Source organism: Corynebacterium sp. HMSC034E11 (assembly GCF_001835905.1).
GTDB classification, from domain to species: Bacteria; Actinomycetota; Actinomycetes; order Mycobacteriales; family Mycobacteriaceae; genus Corynebacterium; species Corynebacterium coyleae.
Map to the genome: position 1 here is coordinate 14022 of NZ_KV826394.1, position 22480 is coordinate 36501.

The window sequence follows — 22480 nt, forward strand, 5'->3', positions numbered from 1 at the left end:
AACATGAGTCTTTACGACCGCGCCCTGCAACTGATGTTCCGCATCCCGCCGGAGCGCATCCACGGCATCATCAGCGGTGGCCTGCGTGTGCTGGATGCCGCGAGTCCCATCAACCGCGCACTCGAGAAGGTTGTACGCGTCCACGACCCCGTGCTGCGCCAGACAGTGTTCGGCGTTGACTTCCCTGCCCCGCTCGGACTTGCGGCTGGGTTTGATAAAAACGCTGAAGCTATCGACGCCTGGGGCGCCGTTGGCTTCGGCTACGCAGAGATGGGCACGGTGACTCCGAAGCCGCAGCCGGGTAATCCCGCCCCACGCCTGTTCCGCCTTCCCGCGGACAAGGCAATTTTGAACCGTATGGGGTTCAACAACAAGGGTGCACTCGTTGTCGCAGATAACCTGCGCAGCAGGAAGTCCGACGACATCGTCGGGATTAACATCGGCAAGAACAAGACCGCCGAAGACGCTGTCGCCGACTACCGCGCAACCGCTACCGCCCTTGGCCCGCTGGCCGACTATCTCGTGGTCAACGTGTCCTCCCCGAACACGCCGGGTCTTCGCGACCTGCAGGCGGTGGAGGAGCTTCGCCCCATCCTTTCCGTGGTGAAAGAGTCGACCACCACCCCGGTGCTGGTCAAGATCGCGCCAGATCTTTCGGACGAGGACATCGACGCTGTTGCAGACCTCGCTGCCGAACTTGGACTCGACGGCATCGTGGCGACCAACACCACGATCTCCCGCGACGGGCTGCACACCAATGCAGACGAGGTTGCAGCCATGGGTGCGGGTGGCATCTCTGGTGCACCCGTTGCGGCACGCTCACTCGAGGTGCTCAAGCGCCTCTACGACCGCATCGGCGGCCAATTGGCGATCATCAGTGTTGGCGGTATCTCCACACCCCAACAGGCGTGGGAACGCATCACTTCAGGTGCCAATCTGTTGCAGGGCTACACGCCATTCATCTACGGCGGCCCGGGTTGGATCCGGGATATCCACCGGGGCATTGCTGCACAGATTAAGGCCCACGGTCTGAACTCTATTGAGCAGGCCGTGGGCAGTGGGCTTGAGTGGAAAGCGCTCTAGGCCTTCGGTTGCACGCTGCGCCGTAGAATCACGGCGCAGAAGCCCGCGGCGATAGCCCAAGCGACAAGCCACACCGGCGTCGTCGTGAATAATGCGGTGTTCGGCAAAATTACCCCAAGGCCGATCAAGACGATCGCGATGAAAAGGGCGATAACCTGCGTGCGCGAGCCTTGCTGCTCTTTGTTCGTGGTCGCAAACGCACCGACGAGAGCGACAGCCACAAGCACCGTGAGCACCTGAGGGGTGATCACAAACCCCTCATCACCACGGGTAAATCCGACGACTGCATAGAGGACGAGTGCGGCGGCAAGACCTAAAAAGGCGCCGCCGACGCGAAGCTGCACAGGTACCATTCGCCGAATACTACTGGTTCTCGTACCAACCCCAGATGATTGCCCGGCCCAACGAGTGGAAGTTCAGGTTGAACCCGAGCTGCGTTGGGTTCGCGATCTGATCTGCCGGCAATTCCGTGTCCACCGCGTGGACTACGAACAGGTAGCGGTGCGGCCCGTGGCCTGCCGGCGGGTTTGCACCGTAGAACCCTTTAACTCCGGAATCACCGGTGAGCACAACCGCGCCGACGCCCAGGTCCTCCTTGGCGCCTGCGCCAGCAGGCAGCTCGGTAATATCTGCCGGGATGTTGAACGCGGACCAGTGCCAAAAACCTGACGCGGTTGGTGCGTCCGGGTCGAAGCACGTCACTGCGTAAGTCTTCGTCCCCTCAGGCGCACCTTCCCAGGCAAGCTGCGGGCTGGTGGCGTTATCGCCGGCAAGTGTGTCGTTGAGACGCTCGCCGTCAACAATGTCATCCGAGGTCACCGTGAACGAAGGCACGTCCGCCAGGGGCGCATACGGGTCGGGGCCGGGGAAACGGTCTGAAACATAGGAAGCAGTCATAGACCCATTCCTACCTGAAAATCAGTGACCCTCGCCACTCCACGCCTCAAAGAGTTGTGCATATCTCCCACCGGCAGCAAGCAGCTCGGCATGGGTGCCGTCTTCGATAATGCGTCCTGCTTCCATCACCAGGATGCGATCAGCGGTTGCAGCTTGATCGAGGCGATGCGCGACAACCAACGCCGTCGTTCCTTCAGTAATCCTTGCAGCAGCATCTTCGAGCGTGTTTGTGGCATCACTGCCCGCCTCTGCTGTCGCTTCGTCCAGGATGAGGATCTTCGGACCTGCCAACGCCACACGCGCGAGCGCGACCTGTTGCTCCACCTCGGGTGGGAGGTCATCTGCGCCTGCTCCCACAGCGGTGTCGAGCCCATTGGGGAAGAGTCGGGCAAACTGCGTGCTGTTCGGATCCAACCCGACACTGGCGAGCGCCTTGAGCAAAACAGTGTCGTCACTTCCCGGAGCAGCCATAGACAGGTCTTCGCGCAGCGTGCCCGCGAAGATATGCACGTCCTGGGTGAGCAGGGTGACGTTCTTCGCAGTCCAGACGTCGCTGACTTGGGAGGTATCTACCCCACCAACTCGGATGCTCCCCGAAGTCGGCTCCACTAAGCCTGCGATAAGCGCTGCCAGCGTGGATTTGCCCGCGCCAGACGTGCCGACGAGCGCCGTCATCGTGCCCGCTGCGAGCGTCACCGAGAGGTCCTCAAGAACGTTAGCTCCGCCGGGGTAGGCAAAGGACACGTGGTTGATCTCAACGTCTTCAGGCACATCGAGGTCATCAGGTACCACGGTGGCCGCTCGGCCGTCCGCCAGTTTGGCCAAACTCACCGCGCGCCCAACAGACGTGGCGGCGCTTTGGAGCTCTCCGATGAAAAACAGCGCATTAAACACGACGACCTCAGCACGGATCACCATGAACACAGCAGCGCTGGCCTCCCCAGGTGTCACAGCGCCTGTAGACACCAACCAGGCACCCACACCAAGAGTGAGCAGCACCCATGCTGCGAAGGCGAACTGTCCGATGCCCATGAGACGAATGAACCAGGGCACACGATCCATCGTCGCCTCCACCGCACCCCAGGAGGTGCGACGCATGCGCCCAAGCGCCCAACGTTCTAGTCCGAACGCGCGAAGCGTCGGCAGGCCACGTACCGTATCAAGCAGCACTGCGTTTCTACGAGCCTCCGCCACACTCACTGCGTTCGACGCAGCAGGGATTGCACGCACAACGGCTCGCGCGAACGGGTACGTGCAGATACCGACTATGACGAGGATGAGGGCAAAGCGGACGTCGATAAGCAAAAGCCCGAGAAAGGTAATCGGAAACACGAAGGCTGTGGTGAGGACCCTGGATCCGATCGCGGTGATCGTTTGCACCACATCATCGATGTCCTTCGTCATGCGCGTAATCACGTTGCCGGTGCCCAACTCCATCACCCGCGGCACAGGCGCGCGCAAGATAGCGTCGAGGCAACGACGGCGCAGATCGATCGACGCACGGGCGACCTTCTGGCCCACCACATAGTTGCCCAGACCACGGAGGGACAGCTCGATCAGCATGCAAAACATTGCCAATGCGATGGCCCAAATAAAAGCACTGCTGCCAGAGCCGAGCCCGGGTATCGAGCCACCGATCAACGGGTCAACGCTGCGCCCAAACAGGTTCGACTGTGTCGTGTTCACAGCAACGATCACAGCCTGGATACTCAACAGCATTACCCACCACCGACGATCCAGAGCGTTCGGCAGTTCCGCAAGGTACGCGAAGGTCTCCTTCACCCCAGCGGGGGCAACGGCATCGACGCGCTCGTATTCACGCTTCATTTACTGCACCTCCAATGCGTTACCTGCAGAGCGCCACGCGGCATTTCCAGTGATCACTATGGTTGTTTTGTCCGCACGTAGCGTCTTAACCGCCGCAACGACGTCAGCTTGGGTGACAGAGTCCAGCCCTGTTGTTGGGTCGTCCAAAATGAGCACGTTCGGATCCGCTGCGAGTGCGCGTGCAAGTGCCACACGTTGCCGCTGCCCGCCCGACAAATTCAGCCCCGCCTCCCCCAGCGGCGCATCAGGCAATTCACCGTTCTCTCGGACACCTCCGAGGCGACGCAGAATGTCCTGGCAATGCGCCGCAGCGAGCGCCTGCTTGACGACGACTGCCGGCAAATCACCGCGCGGATTCACGTTATCCGCGATCGTGCCCTCAAATACGTTGACGGTGTGCGGTGGGAACAGCACCCCCTCACGCTCCGCCCATGCCTCAACGACCGCAAACGATCGCTCATCCGGAGCGAGGATCCACAGCCCTGGACCGGGGATCGCGTTGGAGGTTGGCTGCGGCTCAGACACCTTTTCGGCTGCATGGTGCAACTCCACGATGCGCTTGCCACTGGCAACCGCCCTGCCCCACCCACTAGCTAGGTCACCGAAGGCAAATCCCGCCATATTCAGCGCAGGCGGCACTAGCAGCGCAACCGATGTCATCTGCCCAGGCGTGATCTCTCCGCGAAGCGTCAACCAGGCAGCAAGTGCCACGATCGCCAGATTGCACAGCCAAGCCACCACAAGACGAACAAAGCCCAGCCCGACTTCAACCTTCAGGTGCTTCAAGATCAATGTCCTGGCGTTGGCCGTCTCAACTGCAAAACGTTGTGCAACAGATGCACCCGCGCCAAGGCCCTTCACAGCACGAATGCCTTGAGAGACATCCGTGGCCAAGCCCGCGACATCCGCTTCCGCAGCGCGACGCTTCAACGAGATCCGTGTCACTGGTCCTGCGGTCCACGCCGCAAAAAGCCCAATGATCATCGCGCTAACCGGAATGGCAAGTGCCACCCACGGGGACACAGACCACATCGCCACCACTGCACCCGCGGCATAACCGATCGCCATAAGCGGAAACGACAGCAGTTCGCGGTACCGTCCGACCGTGCTTGCGTCTGCATCGATCGTGTTGAGCACCGTACCCGGGCTCATCGCGCCTGCACCATCGCGCAGCACTCCGGAGGATAAGTGTAACCGGGCATTGTGGGTAACCCGGCCCACCGACGCTGCCGCAAGGCCGTCGCCGGTTGCCTCACCGATGAACGACAAAACAAAAATGCCCACCAGTACCGCAAACAGCCACCACGCGTTAAACGTTTCTTCGCCAAGGAGACCGTCCACGATCATGCCGACCACCACCGGCACGAACGCTGCGATACCGGAGCCAAAAAGGTAGCTCAGAATATGCAGCGCGAGCACACCCGGATACGCGGAAACCATGTCCCGAACGACCCGGTTACCTTCCTCCCATCGCGCCGGGTGGAGCCGGGCGGGGTCATGAGCAGGCGGAACTTGTGGGACGAACCAGCGGTACGTCAGCATTCTGCGCGGTGGAGCTATCACCCCGCAAAATTTAGCAGAATCTGCGCGTTATGCTGGCGATTTGGTACCTGCAAGAACCGACCCTATAGTAGTGCAGGTGCCCAGCCGAGAGGCTGAACAAACACCCTAGCCCGGGTGGCGGAATGGCAGACGCGCTAGCTTGAGGTGCTAGTGTCCTATTAACGGACGTGGGGGTTCAAGTCCCCCTCCGGGCACAGATAAGTCCCGCTCAGCAGTCAATAGAACTGCGGAGCGGGACATTTATATTTACAGACATGGTCGAGGAGTGCGTATGCCCAAGATATCGGGTTCCGCCCGCAACAAGCTCGTACTCGCAGTGCTTATCGTCGTGTTCATAGCGGGCTGGGTGTTTCTCGACGTCCCACCACTCTCCACACTTCGCACCTGGGCTGACACACTCGGCCCCTGGTTCCCAGTAGCGTTCTGGCTGCTCTATATCTTGATTACCCAATTCCCTATCCCGCGCACCGTGATGACCGTCTCTGCCGGCATTCTTTTCGGTTCGGTACAAGGGATCCTGATCGCGATTACCGCGACGACAGTCAGCGCAGTTATCTCACTGTTGATCGTGCGCACTCTGCTGCGGGATTGGGTAGAACCGCGGCTGACACATCCTGCTGTTGAGCAGATCAACCGGCGCCTCGAAGAACGCGGCTGGCTCGCGATTTTCAGCCTGCGCCTCATTGCAGCCGTTCCATTTTCCGTCCTCAACTACGCAGCAGCGCTCACGCGCGTTCCGGTGTTGCCGTTTGCCATCGCAACGTTTGCGGGTTCACTTCCAGGAACCGTGTTGGTCACTATCTTTGGCGACACCCTCACGGGTGAGGCAAACCCTGTGGTGATCGCAGTGATGGCTGTATTGGCAGTGATTGGCCTTAGCGGGTTGATTCTCGACGCACGACTTCCGGCGCGTAAGTAAAGGCTCACGGGTAGACCCGCGTAGTATTGGCAGCCATGATTGCCGTGCATGCGAAATACAGGGGCCGCGAAAAAGGGCGTGCTGCCGTCGTCGAGCGTTCCGCGGAGGCGCTTGGCACTCTCCCAGGCATCAGCCCGTTTGAAGTGCTCGGTGTTGAAGATATCCGCACCCTGGTGGATGACGCTGAGGCTTCGTTAAACCTGATCATGGCGCTGCTCTCCGACGGCAACTGGGCCATCGGCCTAGGGGTCGCTGCAAGCAACAGCGATGCATTGAAAGCTGCCTCAAAGGCGGTTGGGGTGAAAGCGGGCCAGGTGCGTGTGGTCGTCGACAAGCAAGGCGCAACTACTGAGGCTGCGGATATCGCTGCCGCATTCGCCCTGCTAGCCCACGTGCTGCACAAGCGGACATTCGAGGGACGAGAAGCGACCTCGCTCGTGCGCCGCGGGCTGAATCAGAATGAAGCAGCAGCCGAGCTCGGCATATCCAAGCAGGCAATCAGCCAGAGGCTCCAGGCAGCGGGATGGCCAGCCGAACAAGCCGGCTGGCAACTGGCCCTCAACCTGATTACTCGGGCTGCTGATCTGGCTGATTAAGCGGGTTCGACACCTGGTCATTGAACCCGAAATCGGTCGGCTTGTTCGCAGGGGCACTGATCTCTCGCAACCCCGAGTCGCTGGAAGCCGTGCCAGCGGTAGGTTGGGTCGGATCTGGATCGTCTACGTGTTTGTTCGCCACCGCGCGGGCCTCTGCAAGCGCCTTGGCTAGCTCCGGGTCGGTCGAGGTGTCGAACCAACGCTCCGGATTGCCCTCATCGGCCATCTCAAGATCGCGCTCGTCAACCTGCGCCGCCTCGTAGCGGAACACTCCGTCGTCGTCCTTGTTGGCAAACGCCTTGGCAAACTGCTGCAACGAATCGCCGAACTGGGACGGAATCATCCACATCGTGGCCGCCTCGTTGTTGGCAATCTTCGGCAACTGGTCCAGGTACTGGTATGCCAGGAGTTCCGGCGTCACTCCAGAGGACTTAATCGCGGCGTTCACCTTTTGGATCGCACGCGCCTCACCCTGCGCAGCGAGGTACTTCGCGGCACGCTCACCTTCGGCGCGCAGCATCATCGCCTGGCGCTCAGCCTCAGCGGCGAGAATCGCTGCGTGCTTCTCACCCTCGGCAGAAAGAATGCGAGCCTGCTTTTCACCCTCAGCGGTTTTGATGTCGGACTCGCGCTTACCTTCAGCGGTGAGGATCATCGCGCGCTTTTCGCGGTCCGCCTTCATCTGCATCTCCATGGACTGCTGAATCGACGGTGGCGGATCAATCGCCTTGAGCTCCACGCGGCTAATGCGCAGGCCCCACTTTGCGGTCGCAGCATCTAGCTCACCGCGCAGGCGGCGGTTAATGGTTTCGCGAGAGGTCAGCGTCTCCTCAAGCGTCATGCCACCAACGACGTCACGCAGCGTTGCCGTCGAAATCTGCTCCACACCGACGAGGTAGTTGTCCACGCCGTAGATGGCCTTCGCAGGCTCGTTGATCTGGAACGTCACCACCGTGTCAATCGCCACGGTCAGGTTGTCCTGGGTAATTACTGCCTGGGGCGGGAACGACACCACGCGCTCACGCGTGTCTACGCGCGCACGGATGCGGTCGATATACGGCACCAGGAACGTCAACCCACCGGACGCCGTGCGCGTGTAGCGTCCCAGACGCTCAATAACCGCAGCTTCTCCCTGCGGAATCAGTTTGATCGACGCTGTAAGCAGCGCGATAAACAGAATAAGTATGACGGCGAAGGTAACTAACCCACCCATTTAGGACTCCTTCCAAACGACGGCTACGGGTCCGTCGATATCGTAAACGGTCACGTGGGAACCTGCAGGAATAGTTTTTGCCGGATCCAGGGCGCGTGCCGACCACAGGCTGCCGTCGAAACGCACTTGCCCACCCCCGGGGCCGATGTCCTCGACAACCTCTGCACGACTTCCGACGAGCGCGCGTGGCGTCTCATCGAGCACCAGCGGCTTATCCATCCGCTTGCGCAGACGTGGCCTTAGGAAGAACCAGAACAGCAACGAGGAAGCGATAAACACCGCGACTTCAGCTGCAAGTGGAACGTCGAATAAGGCGACCCCCGATGTTGTCAACGCACCCGCAGCGAGCATGAGCAGCGTCAATTCGCCCACGCCAAGCTCGAGTAGCGCGAAACCTGCCGCGACAATAAACCAAATCAATGCTCCCACGGCGCAAATCTTACATGTGTGTGAGATCTTCCTTCGTGAGCTCGGGATTAGTGACGAAGTCCACCAGTCTCTCAACTGCACCGATAAGTGTTGAATCCAAGTCGCGGAAAGTGCGCACGGACGATGAAACGCGGCGCCAGCCTTCCTTTGGATCAGACCAACCCAAGCGACGGCACACGCCCGTCTTCCAGTCTTCGCCGTACGGAACCTCCGGCCAGGCGGCGATGCCGACGCTCTTCGGTTTCACCGCAGCCCAGATATCGATGTAGGGGTGCCCCGTCACCAACACATGAGGTCCTACATTTTCGACGAGCCGAGCCTCCTTAGTCCCCCTAATGAGGTGATCGGCGAGCACACCGACGCGACGGTCCGGTCCAGGCTGGAACTCGTCGAGACGCATCTGCAGGTTGTCTAGCCCTTCCAGATACTCGACGACAACCCCCTCAACACGCAGGTCGTGCCCCCACACCTGCTCAACGATCGCAGCATCGTGGATGCCCTCCACCCAGATGCGTGACGGCATTGCAACCTTCGCCTGCACGTTAGCAACCTTGCGTGAGCCCGAGTTGGAGCGCTTTGGTTCGTCGTTACGCGGTGCAACATATCGGGTGAGGGTGACACGCTGCCCTTCAACCATGAATGCCCCCGGCAGCATTTTGAACAGCCGCTGGGTTCCATAGCGGTCCTCCAGGCGGACGAAGTCGCCGTCGTAGGTTCGCTCGAATCCAACCACTGCGCCGACAAAGTCGTTGCCGACGATCTCCACGATGATGCCTGGCTCTGCAGGCATCTCTGGATACGTTGGCCTCCTCTTGCGCGCGTGGCCCTGAAAAATATCTCCGCTATACCGGCTATCTCCCATAGTGGCTCCGTATTCTATCCCCCTAGCTAGACTCAACTGGATGCACACGCGCGCTCAGGTCTACTCGCCTCTCCAAAACACTGCAGTCTGGCTTGCCGCCTGGCTGTACAACGTCGAATCCACGGACGACACCCTCGACGCGTTAACAGACCTCGGCGGCACCCACACCTATTGCGACGCGCCCATGGTGCAATTGCTTAGCGACGTCCGCGCCGCCGCCGACCTTGAGTCTCCGGATCCAGTTGTCCGCTTGATTCTGTGGGGACCAGGACAGGCACCGCGCCTCCGAGCTGGATCCCCCGCAATGGACGCCCTCTCCCAGGCCGGTGCGTTGGTTGTCCGGGGAGATGGGATCAGCCACATCCTTGTCCCCGACTACTCGGGGGCGGAAGTGCGCTGGCGTTGGTTTGAAGAAACTGAGCGGCTGCCGGAACCGGATTGGCTAACTCCAGGTGAGGCAGATCAACTGCTGTCGCGCGCAACCGATGAAGCCGCCGTTTTGATTGAGGCGGCTGGTGGCACCTCGAAGGAATTGCCGAATCCACGGCTTACCGTCGGCACGCTCGCGGACTTCTACGACACCCCTGGGCTGCCGGCTGGGGTGACTGCGCGAGCGGCAAAGCTTTTTGCCAGGGCTGACCGTGTTGCCGCGACGATCGAGACGGTAACGGAGCGCCTCGACGACCACTCCTTCGACCCTCACCTGTTTGCACTGTGGCGGCACGTCCGCACCGCCCGCATGGCGGGGGTCGCAGACGCAGTGATCGATTACCGGCGCGAATATCTAGCGAATTAGTTTGCGCTACCCGGTCGGCCCGGGTGCTTCAACGGCTCGCAGCAATGCGGCTTGCACGGTACGCCGTTGACGGTACAACCCTGAACAGTAACGTTAGACAAGGTTTCAGGCTTGTCACCATCGGTGATAGCTCGTGCGATATCGACGACCATGCCAGCGAAATCGGGCTCGAGCCCCACCGTCGCAACGCGATCTAGCGTGATGTTGCGTGCCTCGCAGGCCTGTCGCAGCTCGGTGTCGAGGTCCCAGATCACCTCCATGTGGTCGGTGATGAAGCCGAGTGGCACACAGATCAAGTGCGTAAAGGTGCTGTCTTGATCATGGAGTTCCTCGGTGCGATCGACGATATCCGGCTCCAACCACGGCGTTGCCGGATTGCCGGAGCGAGACTGCCAGACAACCTCGTACTCTTCGACGCCGGCCTCTGCAGCGACCAGCCGGGCCGCCTCATGCACCTGCCGTGAGTACAGGTTGGCATCCTCCGGGCCACCTGAGACATCATCCGCAGCATTCGGAACACTGTGAGCAGTGAACAGTACTTTTGCACCAGCCGGCGCTGCATCGACGGCGCTACGCAACACGTTCGCCATAAGCCGCACGAACGTCGGGTGGGCGTAAAACTGCCAAAGCTTGGTGTACTCAAGCTGCGGCGTCACTTCGCGGATCCTCTGGATGTCTTCGTCGTACTGTCGGCAGGCCGAGTACCCACCCCATGCCGAGGTCGCGAAAACCAGCACGCGCTTATGCCCGTCAGCCTCCAGCTGCTTCGCAGAATCTTCCGCAAAGGGGTGCCAGTTCCGGTTGCCGAAGTACACCGGAAGTTCAATCCCCCGAGCCTCCAACTGCTTTTCGATGTTGCCAATCAGCACTCGGTTCTGTTCATTGATCGGGCTAACACCACCGAAGTGGAAGTAGTGTTCCCCTACCTTGGCGAGCCGCTCACGCGGAATCCCGCGGCCACGGGTGACATTCTCTAGAAAAGGAATAACCTCCTCCTTTCCTTCGGGTCCACCGAAGGAAAGGAGGAGGAGTGCGTCGTAGTCGTTGAGAGCCATAGCCTTGAGCCTAGACTGTGGCCCCGAAAAATTAGAGCAGGCGGACCGCGTTAGGCGCCATGCCGGACCAACGGACCGGAGAAATCTGCACGTTCATGCCGGACTGCGGTGCCTCGATCATGGTGCCGTCGCCGAGGTAGATGGCAACGTGCTGGTTGCCGCCCGGACCCCAGAACAGCAAGTCGCCGCGCTGCGCTTCGCTCGCCGGCACATGCGTGCCACGCTGGTACTGGTAGCCCGTGTAGTGGGGCAATGCAATGCCAGCGCCGGCGAATGCGTAAAGCACGAGGCCAGAGCAGTCGAAGCCAGCTTGACCGCCACCTTCCAAGCCCGTGGTTGGACCGTTTGCATCGCCACCGCCCCAGACATACGGCGTGCCGATCATCGACTGAGCGCGTGCGATAACCGTCTCAACCTGAGAGGCGTCGGATACGGCCGCAGAGGCAGCACGAGCCTTCTCAGTAAGATCTGCCGCAGTCTGCACCTGCGGCAATACGTCAGCCACAGTGCCTGAGGTGCTATCGACATTGCCCAAGGCACCAGTGAGCCCTTCTGCGAACGCAGTCACAAGTTGGCCTGCGTCACCGCTATTCACTGCATCAGAGAAGGAGCCGTGGTTCGCAGCAACGCCGCCAACCAGGGCTACGCCGACGGCGATGGCGCCAGCCTTCGCGATAGCGTCGTCGTCAAGCTGTGGCAAGCCTGCTGCCGAAGAAAGCGCAGCAACCTGGGACACGTCGTCGGACGTCGTATCTGAAGAAGAGGTCTGGGCGACAACACGCACGGCATCCACGATGGCCTCACGGCTCGGCTCGCCGGCTTCAGGGGAGGTACCAGAGATGCGCTCCCGAACACGGTCCACGACCTCTTCTGGGACCTCATAGGTGGCATCGCCGCGCGAAATGGTCAGGGTTGAAGCGTACGGGCTGGCCACAGGGCCCTCCGTTGTCTCATCGGATGCTTCCTGCTGCTCAGGCGCGCGCTGCTCCTGGAGATCAGATTGCGCTGCTTCGAGCTCGCGTTGCGCGGCGTCGCGCTCAGCCGTGCTTGCCTCGAGCGCTGCGCGGTTGTCGTCGAGAAGCTGACGCGCTTGCGCCTCCGCAGCCTCGGCTTCTTGAGCAGCCGAGTCGGCAAGCTCACGCGTCTGACGCAGCGTCGACTCTTCGTTCGCCGCCTCTGCACGGGCCTGCTCCGCTTCCTGCAGCTTCGCACGCTTTTCTTCAGAACGCTGGCGCAGGAACAGCGAGCGATCCAGCACGTCGCGCTGCGTGTCCCTACCGCTAATCGACGTGAGCACATCGCTTGTCGACGCCCCGCGATACTGGGAACGGCTTAACTCATCAAGCTCGGTGCGCAGCCTTTCGACGCGAGCCTGAGCCTCGTCCAGTCGACGCTTAGCTTCCTCTTCGCCGAGGCGGGCCTGCTGGGCCTTTGCATGAGCGTCGTGCAAATCGACGAGCGACTGGTTAACCGCCTCTTGCAGTTCGCCGAGGTTCAAGTTTCGGGCGTCCACGTCCGCTTGAGCGCGGGTGACTGCGGAAACGAGTTCGCTGACGGTAGACGTCGAGCTCTGACCAGAGGCAGCCGGGCTGACGAGGCCCACCGCCAACGACACGGTAACGACACACGCGGCAGTACCGAACACATTACGTGCACGTCCAAACCGGGTGCCCCTTAGTGGATTTGCCACGAAGGTGCTCCTTCACGCCACACGCGCATACCGTGGCAGGCCCGCAGGTGATCAAGAAACCTGCAGGCGCGCCAAGGCACACATAAACCCTGACTAGGGGTAGGAACGTGCGGCCTCGATGTTGACTACTAACGCGGCAGCGCGAAGAAGTAGCCACCACAAGAATCCGTGGCGCTTCAACAATGTTTCAGGATCTCGGCGTGCTTCCCCACAAGCCCGATCCATCAGTCGAACGCTTGACTAGAGCGCTCAATGAAGCTTCACGCGAAACGTGTGACAACTATCGACCCGCGAGCCGATAGGAGCACCATACGTCAAGCCAACCGACTTGTATCCCTTTCGTTACATAAAGTTGATCAAGTCAAGTCTTGTCACATGATTCACACGCGCCTCACCTGCATGTATTGACACGCTTATTTGATGTGTGAGTTTGCTCACATCCAAGGTTACCGAACCGTTACTTATACGTTTTGACGTGGGAAAATGGCGAAAAAAGAGCCGCGGAGCAGGTACCCTTTAGCAACCCGAGATACTCCTGACATGAACTCCGTCAAGTCTTGCAACTTGTCTAGCGTGACGGCTTTGGGCGCCGCGCAGCGATCGCGAGGAGGGCAAACGCGACTAGCACCACCCCAACAACTACCGGCCACATTGGAGAGAAGGAACTCGCCTCCCCTGTAAACGCTTTCAGCCCTTCGACATAATCCGCATGCGACATCATCGCGAGCTCCCCTGTCTCTATTTGCGCACGACTCAACTCTTCGCTTACCCCCACTGCGGTGTGGGGTGTGCGGATCAGCACCGTTGAATATTCCGTAGCGTTTGCAATGTCCTGGGCAAGATCTCGGAGCTGGGCAACCTTTTCTGGAGTGCGCTCTAAAACGACTACTGCGGCAGGGTCAATCGAATCCGAATGCGGCGAGCTCAGCACGCCTTCAATGCCATTTCGCAGGTCATCGTTTACCGGATTCTCCGTACCAAAAGCCACGGCAGAGGTTTCAAGCTGGCCGATTAGCTCGTCCAATGTCGTCTCCGGCTCCACGATTACTCCTTCATGCCAAACTGCTGGGCCGATTCTAATCTGAGTGATTTTGCTGTAGTCGATAAGCAAAATATGAAAACATAACGAACGTACTGTTATCATCAGTACGGATCTATGGCGGGTCGCTTAGTATGGGACTTGACCATAGGGTCATCATCCCTGTTTTTGATTACGACGAGGAATGGAGCTCACCGTGGCAGAAAGCAAGAATTCCTTCGGTGCCAAGAAGACGCTCGAGGTTGGCGGTAAGTCTTACGACTACTTCGCTCTCGATGCTGTTGAAGGCATGGAGAAACTCCCCTACTCCCTTAAGGTATTGGGCGAGAACCTCCTGCGCACCGAGGACGGCAAGAACGTCACCGAAGACCACATCAAGGCCATTGCAAACTGGGACCCGTCGGCAGAGCCGAGCGTTGAGATCCAGTTCACCCCAGCACGTGTGCTGATGCAGGACTTCACGGGCGTGCCGTGTGTCGTCGACCTTGCCACCATGCGTGAGGCCGTATCGTCGCTCGGCGGCAACCCGGATCAGGTCAACCCCCTGAACCCGGCAGAGATGGTTATTGACCACTCTGTGATCATCGAGGCCTTTGGTTCCACCGACGCCATCGAGAAGAACGTAGAGATTGAGTACCAGCGCAACGAGGAGCGCTACCAGTTCCTGCGCTGGGGTGCAGAGAACTTCTCTAACTTCCGCGTTGTCCCGCCGGGAACCGGCATCGTCCACCAGGTCAACATCGAGTACCTTTCCCGCGTTGTCTTTGACAACGACGGCGTTGCATACCCGGACACCTGCATTGGTACCGACTCCCACACCACCATGGAAAACGGCCTGGGCATCCTTGGCTGGGGCGTCGGCGGTATCGAGGCTGAGGCAGCGATGCTTGGCCAGCCGGTCTCCATGCTCATCCCGCGTGTTGTCGGCTTCAAGCTCACCGGCGAGATTCCGACCGGCGTGACCGCAACCGACGTGGTGCTGACCATCACCGAGATGCTGCGTGAGCACGGCGTGGTCCAGAAGTTCGTCGAGTTCTACGGCAACGGTGTCAAGCAGATCCCGCTGGCAAACCGCGCCACCATCGGCAACATGTCCCCAGAGTTCGGCTCCACCTGCGCGATCTTCCCGATCGACGAGGAGACCATCAACTACCTGCACCTGACCGGTCGTAACCAGGAGGACATCGACCGCGTCGAGGCATACGCCAAGGCACAGGGCATGTGGCTTGAGCAGGACGCTGCGGAAGCTGAGTACTCCGAGTACCTCGAGCTCGACCTCTCCACCGTCAAGCCGTCTATCGCTGGCCCGAAGCGCCCGCAGGACCGGATCCTGCTCGCGGAGTCCAAGGAGACCTTCCGCAAGCAGCTGCCGGACTACAACACCGCTGGCGAGGGCACGTCCGAGCCGGTTCGTGCAGCAAAGGTCGACAGCGTCTCCTACAACGAGTCTTGGCCGGCAAACGGCGAGTCCGCCGCTGTGGGTGCTGAGGGCCGCGCTTCCAAGCCGGTCATCGTCGAGTCCCCGCAGGGTGGCGAGTACACCCTCGACCACGGCTTCGTCGCAATTGCTGCAGTCACCTCCTGCACCAACACCTCCAACCCGTCCGTCATGGTTGGCGCTGCCCTGCTCGCACGCAAGGCTGCTGAGAAAGGCCTGAAGGCTAAGCCGTGGGTCAAGACCATCATGGCTCCGGGCTCCCAGGTTGTCGACGGCTACTACGAGCGCGCAGACCTCTGGAAGGACCTCGAGGCTGTTGGCTTCTACCTGTCCGGCTTCGGCTGCGCATCCTGCATCGGCAACTCTGGCCCGCTGCCGGCTGAGGTCTCCGAGGCTGTCAACGAGTTTGACCTCACCGCAACCGCAGTGCTTTCCGGCAACCGCAACTTCGAGGGTCGTATCTCCCCGGACGTGAAGATGAACTACCTCGCGTCCCCGCTCTTGGTCATTGCATACGCAATCGCCGGCACCATGGACTTCGACTTCGAAACCCAGCCGCTCGGCCAGGACGCAGACGGCAACGACGTCTTCCTCAAGGACGTCTGGCCGTCCACCGAGGAGATCGAAGAGACCATCGCTGGCACCATCTCCCGTGAGATGTACGAGGCTGACTACGCCGACGTCTTCAAGGGCGACGCACAGTGGCAGGGTCTCGACATCCCGACCGGCAAGACCTTCGAGTGGAACGAAGACTCCACCTACATCCGCAAGGCACCGTACTTTGACGGCATGCCGGAGGAGCCGGAGGATGTCAAGGACATTGAGGGTGCTCGCGTTCTGGCGAAGCTGGGCGACTCGGTCACCACGGACCACATCTCCCCTGCTTCCTCCATTAAGCCGGGCACCCCGGCTGCGAACTACCTCGATTCCCACGGTGTTGAGCGCCAGGACTACAACTCCTTCGGCTCCCGTCGTGGCAACCACGAGGTCATGGTTCGCGGTACCTTCGCAAACATCCGTCTGCGCAACCAGCTGGTTGATGAGCAGGGTGGATTCACCCGCGACTTCACCCAGGAGGGTGCACCGCAGGCATACATCTACGATGCTGCGATGAACTACGCCGAGAAGAACATTCCGCTCGTCGTCCTTGCTGGTAAGGAATACGGCACCGGTTCTTCCCGTGACTGGGCTGCTAAGGGCACCAACCTGCTTGGTGTGAAGGCAGTTATCGCCGAGTCCTTTGAGCGCATCCACCGTTCCAACCTGATCGGTATGGGTGTTCTGCCGCTGCAGTTCCCGGAGGGCCAGTCCCACGAGTCCCTCGGCCTCGACGGCACCGAGACCTTCACCCTGTCCGGTATCACCGACTTCAACAAGGGTGACATCCCGGCAACGGTTCACGTCAAGGCTGAGAAGGACGGCGCTGACGCTGTCGAGTTCGACGCTGTTGTCCGCGTGGACACCCCAGGTGAGGCTGAGTACTACCGCCACGGCGGCATTCTGCAGTACGTGCTTCGCCAGATGGTCAAGAGCTAGTCAGCTCTCCTGACGCCATCGCCGCGAAGGGGCCACCGCACTACGCGGGGCCCCTTCCGCATTTTTACCCCCTAATCCTTTGTTTCCGCACTCCGCTAGTCTTCGACCACTTTTGACCTAGAACTACGCCAAGGAGCACTGACATGCCTATCGTGAGCGAGGCCGAGCTCGCACGCCGCCGTAGCGAGATTATCGATACCGCACGCAAATGCTTCGCCCATTACGGCTACGAGGGCGCCACTGTTGCAAGGCTCGAGGAAGCCACCGGTAAAACCCGAGGCGCGATCTTCCATCACTTCGGAGACAAGGAATCACTGTTCCTTGCTATTGCGAAAGCGGACGCGGAGCGCCAGGCACAAGTGGTCAGTGAGCAGGGTTTGGTTGAGGTCATGCGTGGGATGCTCCACGACACTGAAGCAAACGATTGGTTCACCACCCGTGCGGAAATCCTGCGGAGACTGCGAACTGACCCGAAGTTCGAAGCACGCTGGCGGGAACATCAAGAGGTGCTCGACCAGGCGGTGCGCACGCGCTTGGAATCGAACAAGCATATGCGCGACGACGTCCCCGTGGAGGTAGTGCAGACCTACCTGGAGACTGTTCTCGAAGGGTTTATCACCAAACTCGCTGCCGGTGAGCCTGTGGAACGCCTCGAATCGATGCTTGACATCGTGGAGCAAGCCGTTCGGCACCCAATGAATCAGGACTAGACCGAGCGGTATAGAGTAGCCGGCATGGCTAAGCTCCTTTTCCTTTCACTTCGCAACGGCGAGATCGGCCCAGATGTCGCGCACGCCGAGTATCACGACACGCTGCGCGCAACTGGCCTGAGCGAATTGGATATGGAGCTTCGCATCATCAATTCGCCTGACGCTGAATTAGGCGCTCTTGACACAGTCAGCGGGATTATCGTCGGCGGATGCTCGCTGAACGTCACCAATGAAGAACGTGGTGCCTGGCACCTGCATATCGACGACGTGCTATCCACCGTGGTTGCATCTGGCAAGCCTGTCTTTTTCGTCTGCTTCGGCATCTCCTGGCTCGTCGACCACCTCGGCGGCACCGTTGGGTGCACCTCGCCTGAGCCTTCTGGACCTACCATCGTTGACGTGACAGCCGAAGGGGAGCTTGACCCCGTAGTCAGTGGCTCCGGCACGTTTACCGCGCTGACGGGACATACAGAGAACCCCGTAGAGTTGCCCAATTCGTTGACCGTGCTCGCTACAGGTCCCTCCTGCCCAGTGCAGATGGTGCGTTACGACGACCACGTGTGGGCCACACAGTTTCACGCCGAAATGGACGCCGACGCCATGCGTACACGCATGGATTTCTTCCACGACTACGGCTACTTCCCTGCCGAGGAGTACGCCCGCATCGTCGCAGATCTGCCCAACCATGACGTCAGCCGGGCGAACATGCTTCTACGCAACTTCGCCCGGCTGTGCCGCGAGGACTACTTCTCCCTCGACAATTAGAGGCCTGCTACTGCCCCGCTGCCACCCTCAAAGTCCAGCGGGTTACGTGCAAACGGCTCGCCACGGCCAACCGATTCGACGATCACATCTGCTACGAGCTCTCGAGGGGTTTCGGATTCGGTGCCACGTGGTTCGTCGAGAAGCGCGATGCCCTCTGCTGGGTCATCGGTCAGCAGCGTTGGGCCGACGATCTGGTGTGGCAGGCTCGAATCAAGCAGGCGCCGATCAACGGCCTTCTTCGACTCAACGTAGGCGTACCACGAACCGCCATCATCCTCAGTGGAGGCCTCGGTGGCACCTGCATAGGACACCATGACGAGAAATGGGGCGAACTCGTCTAGCTCTTCGAGCGCGTCGATCATCGTCATCGCAGCGTCGCGATCCACCGCCCAGGTCCGCTCCGCAGATCCCCCGCCTGCGCCCGCGGACCAGACAACCACATCGAATGGTGTAAGGAGGCGTGCCCATCCCTCCTGGTCGAGAGTGGTGAGATCGCGAACGATGACGGTGGCGCCATCGTCGACAAGCTGCTTGGCGTGGTCAGGATTCCGGACAAGAGCACTAACGTTATGGCCATTGCCCACTAGTTTGGGCACAGTGAAGCGCGAGACGTTACCGCCTGCACCAAGAACGAGGACATGCTGAGTTTTCATAAACCCGACTCTAACGACGATTCTCGATCTATACTTTTCGCATGCATGCAATTATTACAACCACCGGTAAGGATCGCCCTGGCGTGATTGCGGCCGTGTCAAAGACCGCTGCTGACCAGGGCTTGAACATTGTCGATGTCTCGCAGACCATCATGGATGACTTCTTCACCATGATCATGCGCGTCGAACTCCCCGAAGGCAACGTTGACATGGGCGTTCTCCAGGACGCCTTCGACGCATGTGGCAAGCCACTCGGCATGGTGGTCCGGATCCAATCCGAAGCACTGTTCAGCGCCATCAACGACATCTAAGGGACGACCGTGAAACTCGAGTTTTCTGACGCACGATTCCTCGACGTCATCCGGATGATCGAGGACTATCGTCTGGACATCCGCACCGTAACCATGGGTATCTCGCTCATCGGCTGCACCCGCGCCACGATGGAAGCGACCGCACAGGCCGTGTACGACCGCGTCACCGAGCGCGCACGCAACCTTGTCCCCGTCTGCGAGGGCATCGAACGCGAGCTTGGCATCCCCATTGTGAACAAGCGCATCTCAGTCTCCCCGGTCGCACTCGTCGCTGCAGGTGTCGAGGGCAACCCTGTTGAGATCGCTCGTGCACTTGATCGCGCAGCGGCCGAACTTGGTGTGAACTTTGTCGGTGGCTACTCGGCGCTCGTAGAAAAGGGCGGCACGCGTGCCGACAAGAACCTGATCTACTCCATCCCGGAAGCTCTGGCGGAGACCAACAACGTCTGCAGCTCCGTCAACATCGCATCCTCGCGCGCCGGCATCAACATGAACGCCGTGGCCAAGATGGGCGAGATTGTGAAGGAAGCGGCGGAACTGACCAAGGACCGCTCCTCCATCGCCTGTGCGAAGCTCGTCGTCTTCGCCAACGCGGTCGGCGACAACCCGTTCATGGCCGGCGCATTCCACGGCATCGAAGAGCCAGACACCGTCATCTCTGTCGGCGTGTCGGGCCCAGGTGTCGTTGACAATGCGATCGCTCCGCTCAAGGGCGCGACGCTCAACGAAGTCGCCGAGGAGATCAAGAAGGCCGCGTTCAAGATCACCCGTGCGGGCCAGCTCGTCGGCACTCTTGCTGCTGAGCGCCTCGGCGTCCCGTTTGGCATCGTCGACCTCTCGCTTGCACCGACCGCCGAAATGGGCGACTCCGTCGCACACGTCCTCGAACGCATGGGGCTCGACCAGGTCGGCACCCACGGCACCACCGCAGCACTCGCCCTGCTCAACGATGCGGTAAAGAAGGGCGGCATGATGGCTTGCTCCCGCGTCGGTGGTCTTTCCGGCTCTTTCATCCCAGTCTCAGAGGACAAGGGCATGATCGACGCCGTCAACTCCGGTGCGATCTCCATGGACAAACTCGAGGCAATGACCTCCATCTGCTCCGTCGGCTTCGACATGATCGCAATCCCAGGCGACACTTCTGCCGAACTCATCGCCGGCATGATTGCCGACGAAGCGGCAATCGGTGTCATGAACCATAAGACCACCGCAGCACGCCTGATCCCCGTGCCGGGCACCAAGCCTGGCGACGAAGTCAACTTCGGCGGCCTCCTCGGCTACGCACCGGTCATTCCGGTAAACAAGGTGGGCAACGACGAATTCATCCACCGTGGCGGATTCATCCCCGCACCGGTGCACGGGTTTAGGAACTAATTAGTTCCTCCGACTTCTTGACCCTGACACAGTGTCAGGGTTGAGAATGGTCGTGTGAAGATTTCAGAAGTCGCTGCAGTCGCAGGCTGCTCCGTGCGGGCCGTGCGTCACCTGCATACGAGTGGCGCAGTTCCCGAACCTGCTCGGACCAGTGGTAACTACCGCAACTATTCCGTATCCGATCTCGCGGCGGTCCTTCGCGCCAGAGCACTTATCGACGCCGGCGTTCCGGTATCTGAAGTCCAGAGCCCGAAGGCTGTTGAGGAATCGCTCGCCCTTCTCGACGAGCGCATCACACAGCTCCAACGGCAAAAACAGCGCCTTCTCGCCCTGGCATCCTCGCCACATGGGACCCCGGACGACATCCGTTTTTCGCTCAGCTCCTTAATCGATGATTCGTCACTTTTGCGGATCGAACTGGATTCATGGGATCTCATGGCCCTTACCGGCGTTGCTACGCCGGACACTTGGGAGCAGCTCCGGAAGAATCTTCAAGATCCCAGCTGTCTCGCCGCAGCTCGAAAGGCTGCGGACCTCTGGCTAAAACTCGGTGAATTGCGGCCTGGAGACCCTTCCGTCGAAGTAATCGTCGATAGGCTGCGCCCGCTGGCGCAAGCCGGACTGATGCGAGACATTTTCCCCACCCTCAGCCCCGGAGACGTGCCACTTGCGTCGTCGGATGTACCTACGAAGGGCGCACAGGGATTAGTGCTTCAAGTGCTGGCAGGTGATCCCCTTGCGTAGCTTCCTCCGCTTGTTCCGAAAACACCCCGGCTTCCGCCTGGCCAAGTATGAACTCGGTCTATACCGAGATCTCTTGCGTTGGATCCGCCGGGAGACACTCATCCCCGAAGAGGCTACGGCGCTGCCCCATCAACCTGGTCGATTGCAATTGCTTGGGATGGTCACAGCGGTGCTTGCCGTCGAGGCAGTCGTTGTCCACCTTGTACTGCCTGCAGGGGCCCTTCGTATTGCCGCGTTGCTGGTGTCGCTGTGGGCCGTGGTGTACGTGTGGGGCTTGATCGCCGCGGAGCGAATTCGTCCTAGCTATTACGACGAGAACGTCTTCGTTTTCAGGCGCGGCCGGACACTCTTCGCGGAATTCCCAACGGCTTCGGTGCAAAGCATGTCGGACGAACCTTCTTACTCATCGGCGGTCGAGATCGTCGACGGAGTGCTTACTCTGGGCGGTCCTGCTGGAACAGACACACTCATGCGCCTGAGCGAAGAGGTACGGGCCTACCCCGACCGCTATCCCTGGCAGCGGCCCGACCCCCAAAACATCAGCAAGATCCGCTTTTACCGCGGATCCTCGGCCGTGGGACCTAGCGCTTCTTCCCAATGATGAAGTAGCCGACCCAGCCCAACGTGTTCACCGCTCCGATGATCGGTGTCCATAGCCACTTTGGACCACGGATCTTGTTGGAGTTGGTGCGGGCAAGGTCACGCAACGCGAAGGCCTTGCCTGCCGTATCGATCGTGGCCAAGACGCCAGCGATGGTCTTCTGGTCAGAGGACAAGCTGTTCCATGCGTCCTTGATGGTGTCGATGAACTCATTGTTTTTAGCCATGGCTTGAAGTTTAGCCGGTTGGGTTGATCGTCGATAAGCGTGTTGCTATTCTCGCAAAATTTCGAATATTTCTTTTATCTAGGGTCCAATGCACAATATAGTGATCAAACACTTGTGCGAGCAATGTTTAGCTCATTACGGTCACTGGTAACG

At 60.1% G+C, this 22480-nt stretch carries 23 protein-coding genes and 1 tRNA gene; 12 read left to right on the forward strand and 12 right to left on the reverse strand.

Annotated elements, in window-relative coordinates:
- Positions 1-3: 3 nt before the first annotated feature.
- The gene (locus HMPREF2690_RS04045; protein WP_070820253.1) at positions 4-1083 is read left to right on the forward strand and encodes a quinone-dependent dihydroorotate dehydrogenase; all 1080 of its coding nucleotides are present in this window, start codon (positions 4-6) and stop codon (positions 1081-1083) included.
- On the opposite strand, the gene HMPREF2690_RS04050 is transcribed toward HMPREF2690_RS04045, so the two are convergent.
- Genes HMPREF2690_RS04050 through HMPREF2690_RS04065 form a run of 4 tightly spaced genes read right to left on the reverse strand, consistent with a single transcriptional unit; the run spans position 1080 to position 5247 of the window.
- A complete protein-coding gene (locus tag HMPREF2690_RS04050; protein WP_070423161.1) occupies positions 1080-1436 on the reverse strand; it encodes a hypothetical protein in 357 nt (118 codons plus the stop codon). The genes HMPREF2690_RS04045 and HMPREF2690_RS04050 overlap by 4 nt on opposite strands.
- Before the next feature lie 10 nt (positions 1437-1446).
- Complete coding sequence (locus HMPREF2690_RS04055) at positions 1447-1980, reverse strand: YbhB/YbcL family Raf kinase inhibitor-like protein (RefSeq protein ID WP_070423160.1); 534 nt, start codon at positions 1978-1980, stop codon at positions 1447-1449.
- A gap of 21 nt (positions 1981-2001) precedes the next feature.
- On the reverse strand, positions 2002-3807 hold the full coding sequence (locus tag HMPREF2690_RS04060; protein WP_070820254.1) for an ABC transporter ATP-binding protein: 1806 nt from the start codon (positions 3805-3807) through the stop codon (positions 2002-2004).
- Positions 3808-5247 (reverse strand): ABC transporter transmembrane domain-containing protein, encoded by a 1440-nt coding sequence (locus tag HMPREF2690_RS04065; protein ID WP_371326011.1) that lies wholly within the window; start codon positions 5245-5247, stop codon positions 3808-3810.
- A 231-nt stretch (positions 5248-5478) separates the two neighbouring features.
- On the opposite strand from HMPREF2690_RS04065, the gene HMPREF2690_RS04070 reads away from it, so the two are divergent.
- The 3 genes from HMPREF2690_RS04070 (at position 5479) to HMPREF2690_RS04080 (ending at position 6885) form a co-directional block, all read left to right on the forward strand.
- Positions 5479-5564, forward strand: a tRNA-Leu gene (locus tag HMPREF2690_RS04070).
- A 77-nt stretch (positions 5565-5641) separates the two neighbouring features.
- Positions 5642-6289: a TVP38/TMEM64 family protein gene (locus HMPREF2690_RS04075; protein WP_070820255.1), complete on the forward strand. Its 648-nt coding sequence runs from the start codon at positions 5642-5644 to the stop codon at positions 6287-6289.
- 35 nt (positions 6290-6324) lie between these two features.
- Complete coding sequence (locus HMPREF2690_RS04080; RefSeq protein WP_070423156.1) at positions 6325-6885, forward strand: MarR family transcriptional regulator; 561 nt, start codon at positions 6325-6327, stop codon at positions 6883-6885.
- Here HMPREF2690_RS04080 and HMPREF2690_RS04085 read toward each other — a convergent pair.
- From HMPREF2690_RS04085 to HMPREF2690_RS04095, 3 genes are read right to left on the reverse strand one after another with little or no spacing between them, the layout of a single operon-like run.
- On the reverse strand, positions 6857-8098 hold the full coding sequence (locus HMPREF2690_RS04085; RefSeq protein ID WP_083279524.1) for an SPFH domain-containing protein: 1242 nt from the start codon (positions 8096-8098) through the stop codon (positions 6857-6859). The genes HMPREF2690_RS04080 and HMPREF2690_RS04085 overlap by 29 nt on opposite strands.
- Entirely contained in the window at positions 8099-8527 is a 429-nt protein-coding gene (locus HMPREF2690_RS04090) for an NfeD family protein (protein ID WP_070423155.1), read from the reverse strand.
- A gap of 10 nt (positions 8528-8537) precedes the next feature.
- The gene (locus HMPREF2690_RS04095; RefSeq protein ID WP_070423154.1) at positions 8538-9389 is read right to left on the reverse strand and encodes a DUF3097 domain-containing protein; all 852 of its coding nucleotides are present in this window, start codon (positions 9387-9389) and stop codon (positions 8538-8540) included.
- Positions 9390-9429: 40 nt separating this feature from the next.
- Here HMPREF2690_RS04095 and HMPREF2690_RS04100 point away from each other — a divergent pair, with 40 nt between their 5' ends.
- The gene (locus HMPREF2690_RS04100; protein ID WP_070820256.1) at positions 9430-10185 is read left to right on the forward strand and encodes a hypothetical protein; all 756 of its coding nucleotides are present in this window, start codon (positions 9430-9432) and stop codon (positions 10183-10185) included.
- On the opposite strand, the gene HMPREF2690_RS04105 is transcribed toward HMPREF2690_RS04100, so the two are convergent.
- The 3 genes from HMPREF2690_RS04105 to HMPREF2690_RS04115 all read right to left on the reverse strand — a co-directional run bounded on the left by HMPREF2690_RS04105 (position 10182) and on the right by HMPREF2690_RS04115 (position 13972).
- Positions 10182-11240 carry a ferrochelatase gene (locus HMPREF2690_RS04105; protein ID WP_070820257.1) on the reverse strand — a complete coding sequence of 353 codons (1059 nt, stop codon included), beginning with the start codon at positions 11238-11240 and terminating at the stop codon, positions 10182-10184. The two genes, HMPREF2690_RS04100 and HMPREF2690_RS04105, sit on opposite strands and share 4 nt — an antisense overlap.
- Positions 11241-11271: 31 nt before the next feature.
- Complete coding sequence (locus HMPREF2690_RS04110) at positions 11272-12930, reverse strand: DIP1281 family NlpC/P60 protein (protein ID WP_070820258.1); 1659 nt, start codon at positions 12928-12930, stop codon at positions 11272-11274.
- Between the two features lie 568 nt (positions 12931-13498).
- Complete coding sequence (locus HMPREF2690_RS04115; RefSeq protein WP_083279523.1) at positions 13499-13972, reverse strand: Rv1476 family membrane protein; 474 nt, start codon at positions 13970-13972, stop codon at positions 13499-13501.
- 193 nt (positions 13973-14165) lie between these two features.
- On the opposite strand from HMPREF2690_RS04115, the gene acnA reads away from it, so the two are divergent.
- The 3 genes from acnA (at position 14166) to HMPREF2690_RS04130 (ending at position 18418) form a co-directional block, all read left to right on the forward strand.
- Positions 14166-16943: an aconitate hydratase AcnA gene (gene acnA / locus HMPREF2690_RS04120; RefSeq protein WP_208856595.1), complete on the forward strand. Its 2778-nt coding sequence runs from the start codon at positions 14166-14168 to the stop codon at positions 16941-16943.
- A 143-nt stretch (positions 16944-17086) separates the two neighbouring features.
- Positions 17087-17653, forward strand: coding sequence for a TetR/AcrR family transcriptional regulator (locus tag HMPREF2690_RS04125; protein WP_070423150.1), 567 nt, complete (start codon positions 17087-17089; stop codon positions 17651-17653).
- Between the two features lie 24 nt (positions 17654-17677).
- A complete protein-coding gene (locus HMPREF2690_RS04130; protein ID WP_070820259.1) occupies positions 17678-18418 on the forward strand; it encodes a glutamine amidotransferase-related protein in 741 nt (246 codons plus the stop codon).
- Here HMPREF2690_RS04130 and HMPREF2690_RS04135 read toward each other — a convergent pair.
- Complete coding sequence (locus tag HMPREF2690_RS04135; RefSeq protein WP_070820260.1) at positions 18415-19071, reverse strand: NAD(P)H-binding protein; 657 nt, start codon at positions 19069-19071, stop codon at positions 18415-18417. The genes HMPREF2690_RS04130 and HMPREF2690_RS04135 overlap by 4 nt on opposite strands.
- Before the next feature lie 41 nt (positions 19072-19112).
- On the opposite strand from HMPREF2690_RS04135, the gene HMPREF2690_RS04140 reads away from it, so the two are divergent.
- From HMPREF2690_RS04140 to HMPREF2690_RS04155, 4 genes are read left to right on the forward strand one after another with little or no spacing between them, the layout of a single operon-like run.
- Positions 19113-19382 carry an ACT domain-containing protein gene (locus HMPREF2690_RS04140; protein ID WP_070423148.1) on the forward strand — a complete coding sequence of 90 codons (270 nt, stop codon included), beginning with the start codon at positions 19113-19115 and terminating at the stop codon, positions 19380-19382.
- A 9-nt stretch (positions 19383-19391) separates the two neighbouring features.
- Positions 19392-20756, forward strand: coding sequence for a PFL family protein (locus HMPREF2690_RS04145; RefSeq protein ID WP_083316637.1), 1365 nt, complete (start codon positions 19392-19394; stop codon positions 20754-20756).
- Positions 20757-20810: 54 nt separating this feature from the next.
- The gene (locus HMPREF2690_RS04150; RefSeq protein ID WP_070820261.1) at positions 20811-21500 is read left to right on the forward strand and encodes a MerR family transcriptional regulator; all 690 of its coding nucleotides are present in this window, start codon (positions 20811-20813) and stop codon (positions 21498-21500) included.
- The gene (locus tag HMPREF2690_RS04155) at positions 21493-22101 is read left to right on the forward strand and encodes a hypothetical protein (protein ID WP_070816377.1); all 609 of its coding nucleotides are present in this window, start codon (positions 21493-21495) and stop codon (positions 22099-22101) included. Before HMPREF2690_RS04150 ends, HMPREF2690_RS04155 begins: the two co-directional genes overlap by 8 nt.
- On the opposite strand, the gene HMPREF2690_RS04160 is transcribed toward HMPREF2690_RS04155, so the two are convergent.
- Positions 22082-22327 (reverse strand): PLDc N-terminal domain-containing protein, encoded by a 246-nt coding sequence (locus HMPREF2690_RS04160; protein WP_083308126.1) that lies wholly within the window; start codon positions 22325-22327, stop codon positions 22082-22084. The two genes, HMPREF2690_RS04155 and HMPREF2690_RS04160, sit on opposite strands and share 20 nt — an antisense overlap.
- Positions 22328-22480: the final 153 nt, after the last annotated feature.

What these genes read in the sequence shown, in the direction of transcription:
- HMPREF2690_RS04045 (WP_070820253.1), top strand. Translation starts at nt 4, where the DNA reads ATGAGTCTTTACGACCGCGCCCTGCAACTGATGTTCCGCATCCCGCCG.
- HMPREF2690_RS04050 (WP_070423161.1), bottom strand. Translation starts at nt 1,436, where the DNA reads ATGGTACCTGTGCAGCTTCGCGTCGGCGGCGCCTTTTTAGGTCTTGCC.
- HMPREF2690_RS04055 (WP_070423160.1), bottom strand. Translation starts at nt 1,980, where the DNA reads ATGACTGCTTCCTATGTTTCAGACCGTTTCCCCGGCCCCGACCCGTAT.
- HMPREF2690_RS04060 (WP_070820254.1), bottom strand. Translation starts at nt 3,807, where the DNA reads ATGAAGCGTGAATACGAGCGCGTCGATGCCGTTGCCCCCGCTGGGGTG.
- HMPREF2690_RS04065 (WP_371326011.1), bottom strand. Translation starts at nt 5,247, where the DNA reads ATGGTTTCCGCGTATCCGGGTGTGCTCGCGCTGCATATTCTGAGCTAC.
- HMPREF2690_RS04075 (WP_070820255.1), top strand. Translation starts at nt 5,642, where the DNA reads ATGCCCAAGATATCGGGTTCCGCCCGCAACAAGCTCGTACTCGCAGTG.
- HMPREF2690_RS04080 (WP_070423156.1), top strand. Translation starts at nt 6,325, where the DNA reads ATGATTGCCGTGCATGCGAAATACAGGGGCCGCGAAAAAGGGCGTGCT.
- HMPREF2690_RS04085 (WP_083279524.1), bottom strand. Translation starts at nt 8,098, where the DNA reads ATGGGTGGGTTAGTTACCTTCGCCGTCATACTTATTCTGTTTATCGCG.
- HMPREF2690_RS04095 (WP_070423154.1), bottom strand. Translation starts at nt 9,389, where the DNA reads ATGGGAGATAGCCGGTATAGCGGAGATATTTTTCAGGGCCACGCGCGC.
- HMPREF2690_RS04100 (WP_070820256.1), top strand. Translation starts at nt 9,430, where the DNA reads ATGCACACGCGCGCTCAGGTCTACTCGCCTCTCCAAAACACTGCAGTC.
- HMPREF2690_RS04105 (WP_070820257.1), bottom strand. Translation starts at nt 11,240, where the DNA reads ATGGCTCTCAACGACTACGACGCACTCCTCCTCCTTTCCTTCGGTGGA.
- HMPREF2690_RS04125 (WP_070423150.1), top strand. Translation starts at nt 17,087, where the DNA reads ATGCCTATCGTGAGCGAGGCCGAGCTCGCACGCCGCCGTAGCGAGATT.
- HMPREF2690_RS04130 (WP_070820259.1), top strand. Translation starts at nt 17,678, where the DNA reads ATGGCTAAGCTCCTTTTCCTTTCACTTCGCAACGGCGAGATCGGCCCA.
- HMPREF2690_RS04135 (WP_070820260.1), bottom strand. Translation starts at nt 19,071, where the DNA reads ATGAAAACTCAGCATGTCCTCGTTCTTGGTGCAGGCGGTAACGTCTCG.
- HMPREF2690_RS04140 (WP_070423148.1), top strand. Translation starts at nt 19,113, where the DNA reads ATGCATGCAATTATTACAACCACCGGTAAGGATCGCCCTGGCGTGATT.
- HMPREF2690_RS04160 (WP_083308126.1), bottom strand. Translation starts at nt 22,327, where the DNA reads ATGGCTAAAAACAATGAGTTCATCGACACCATCAAGGACGCATGGAAC.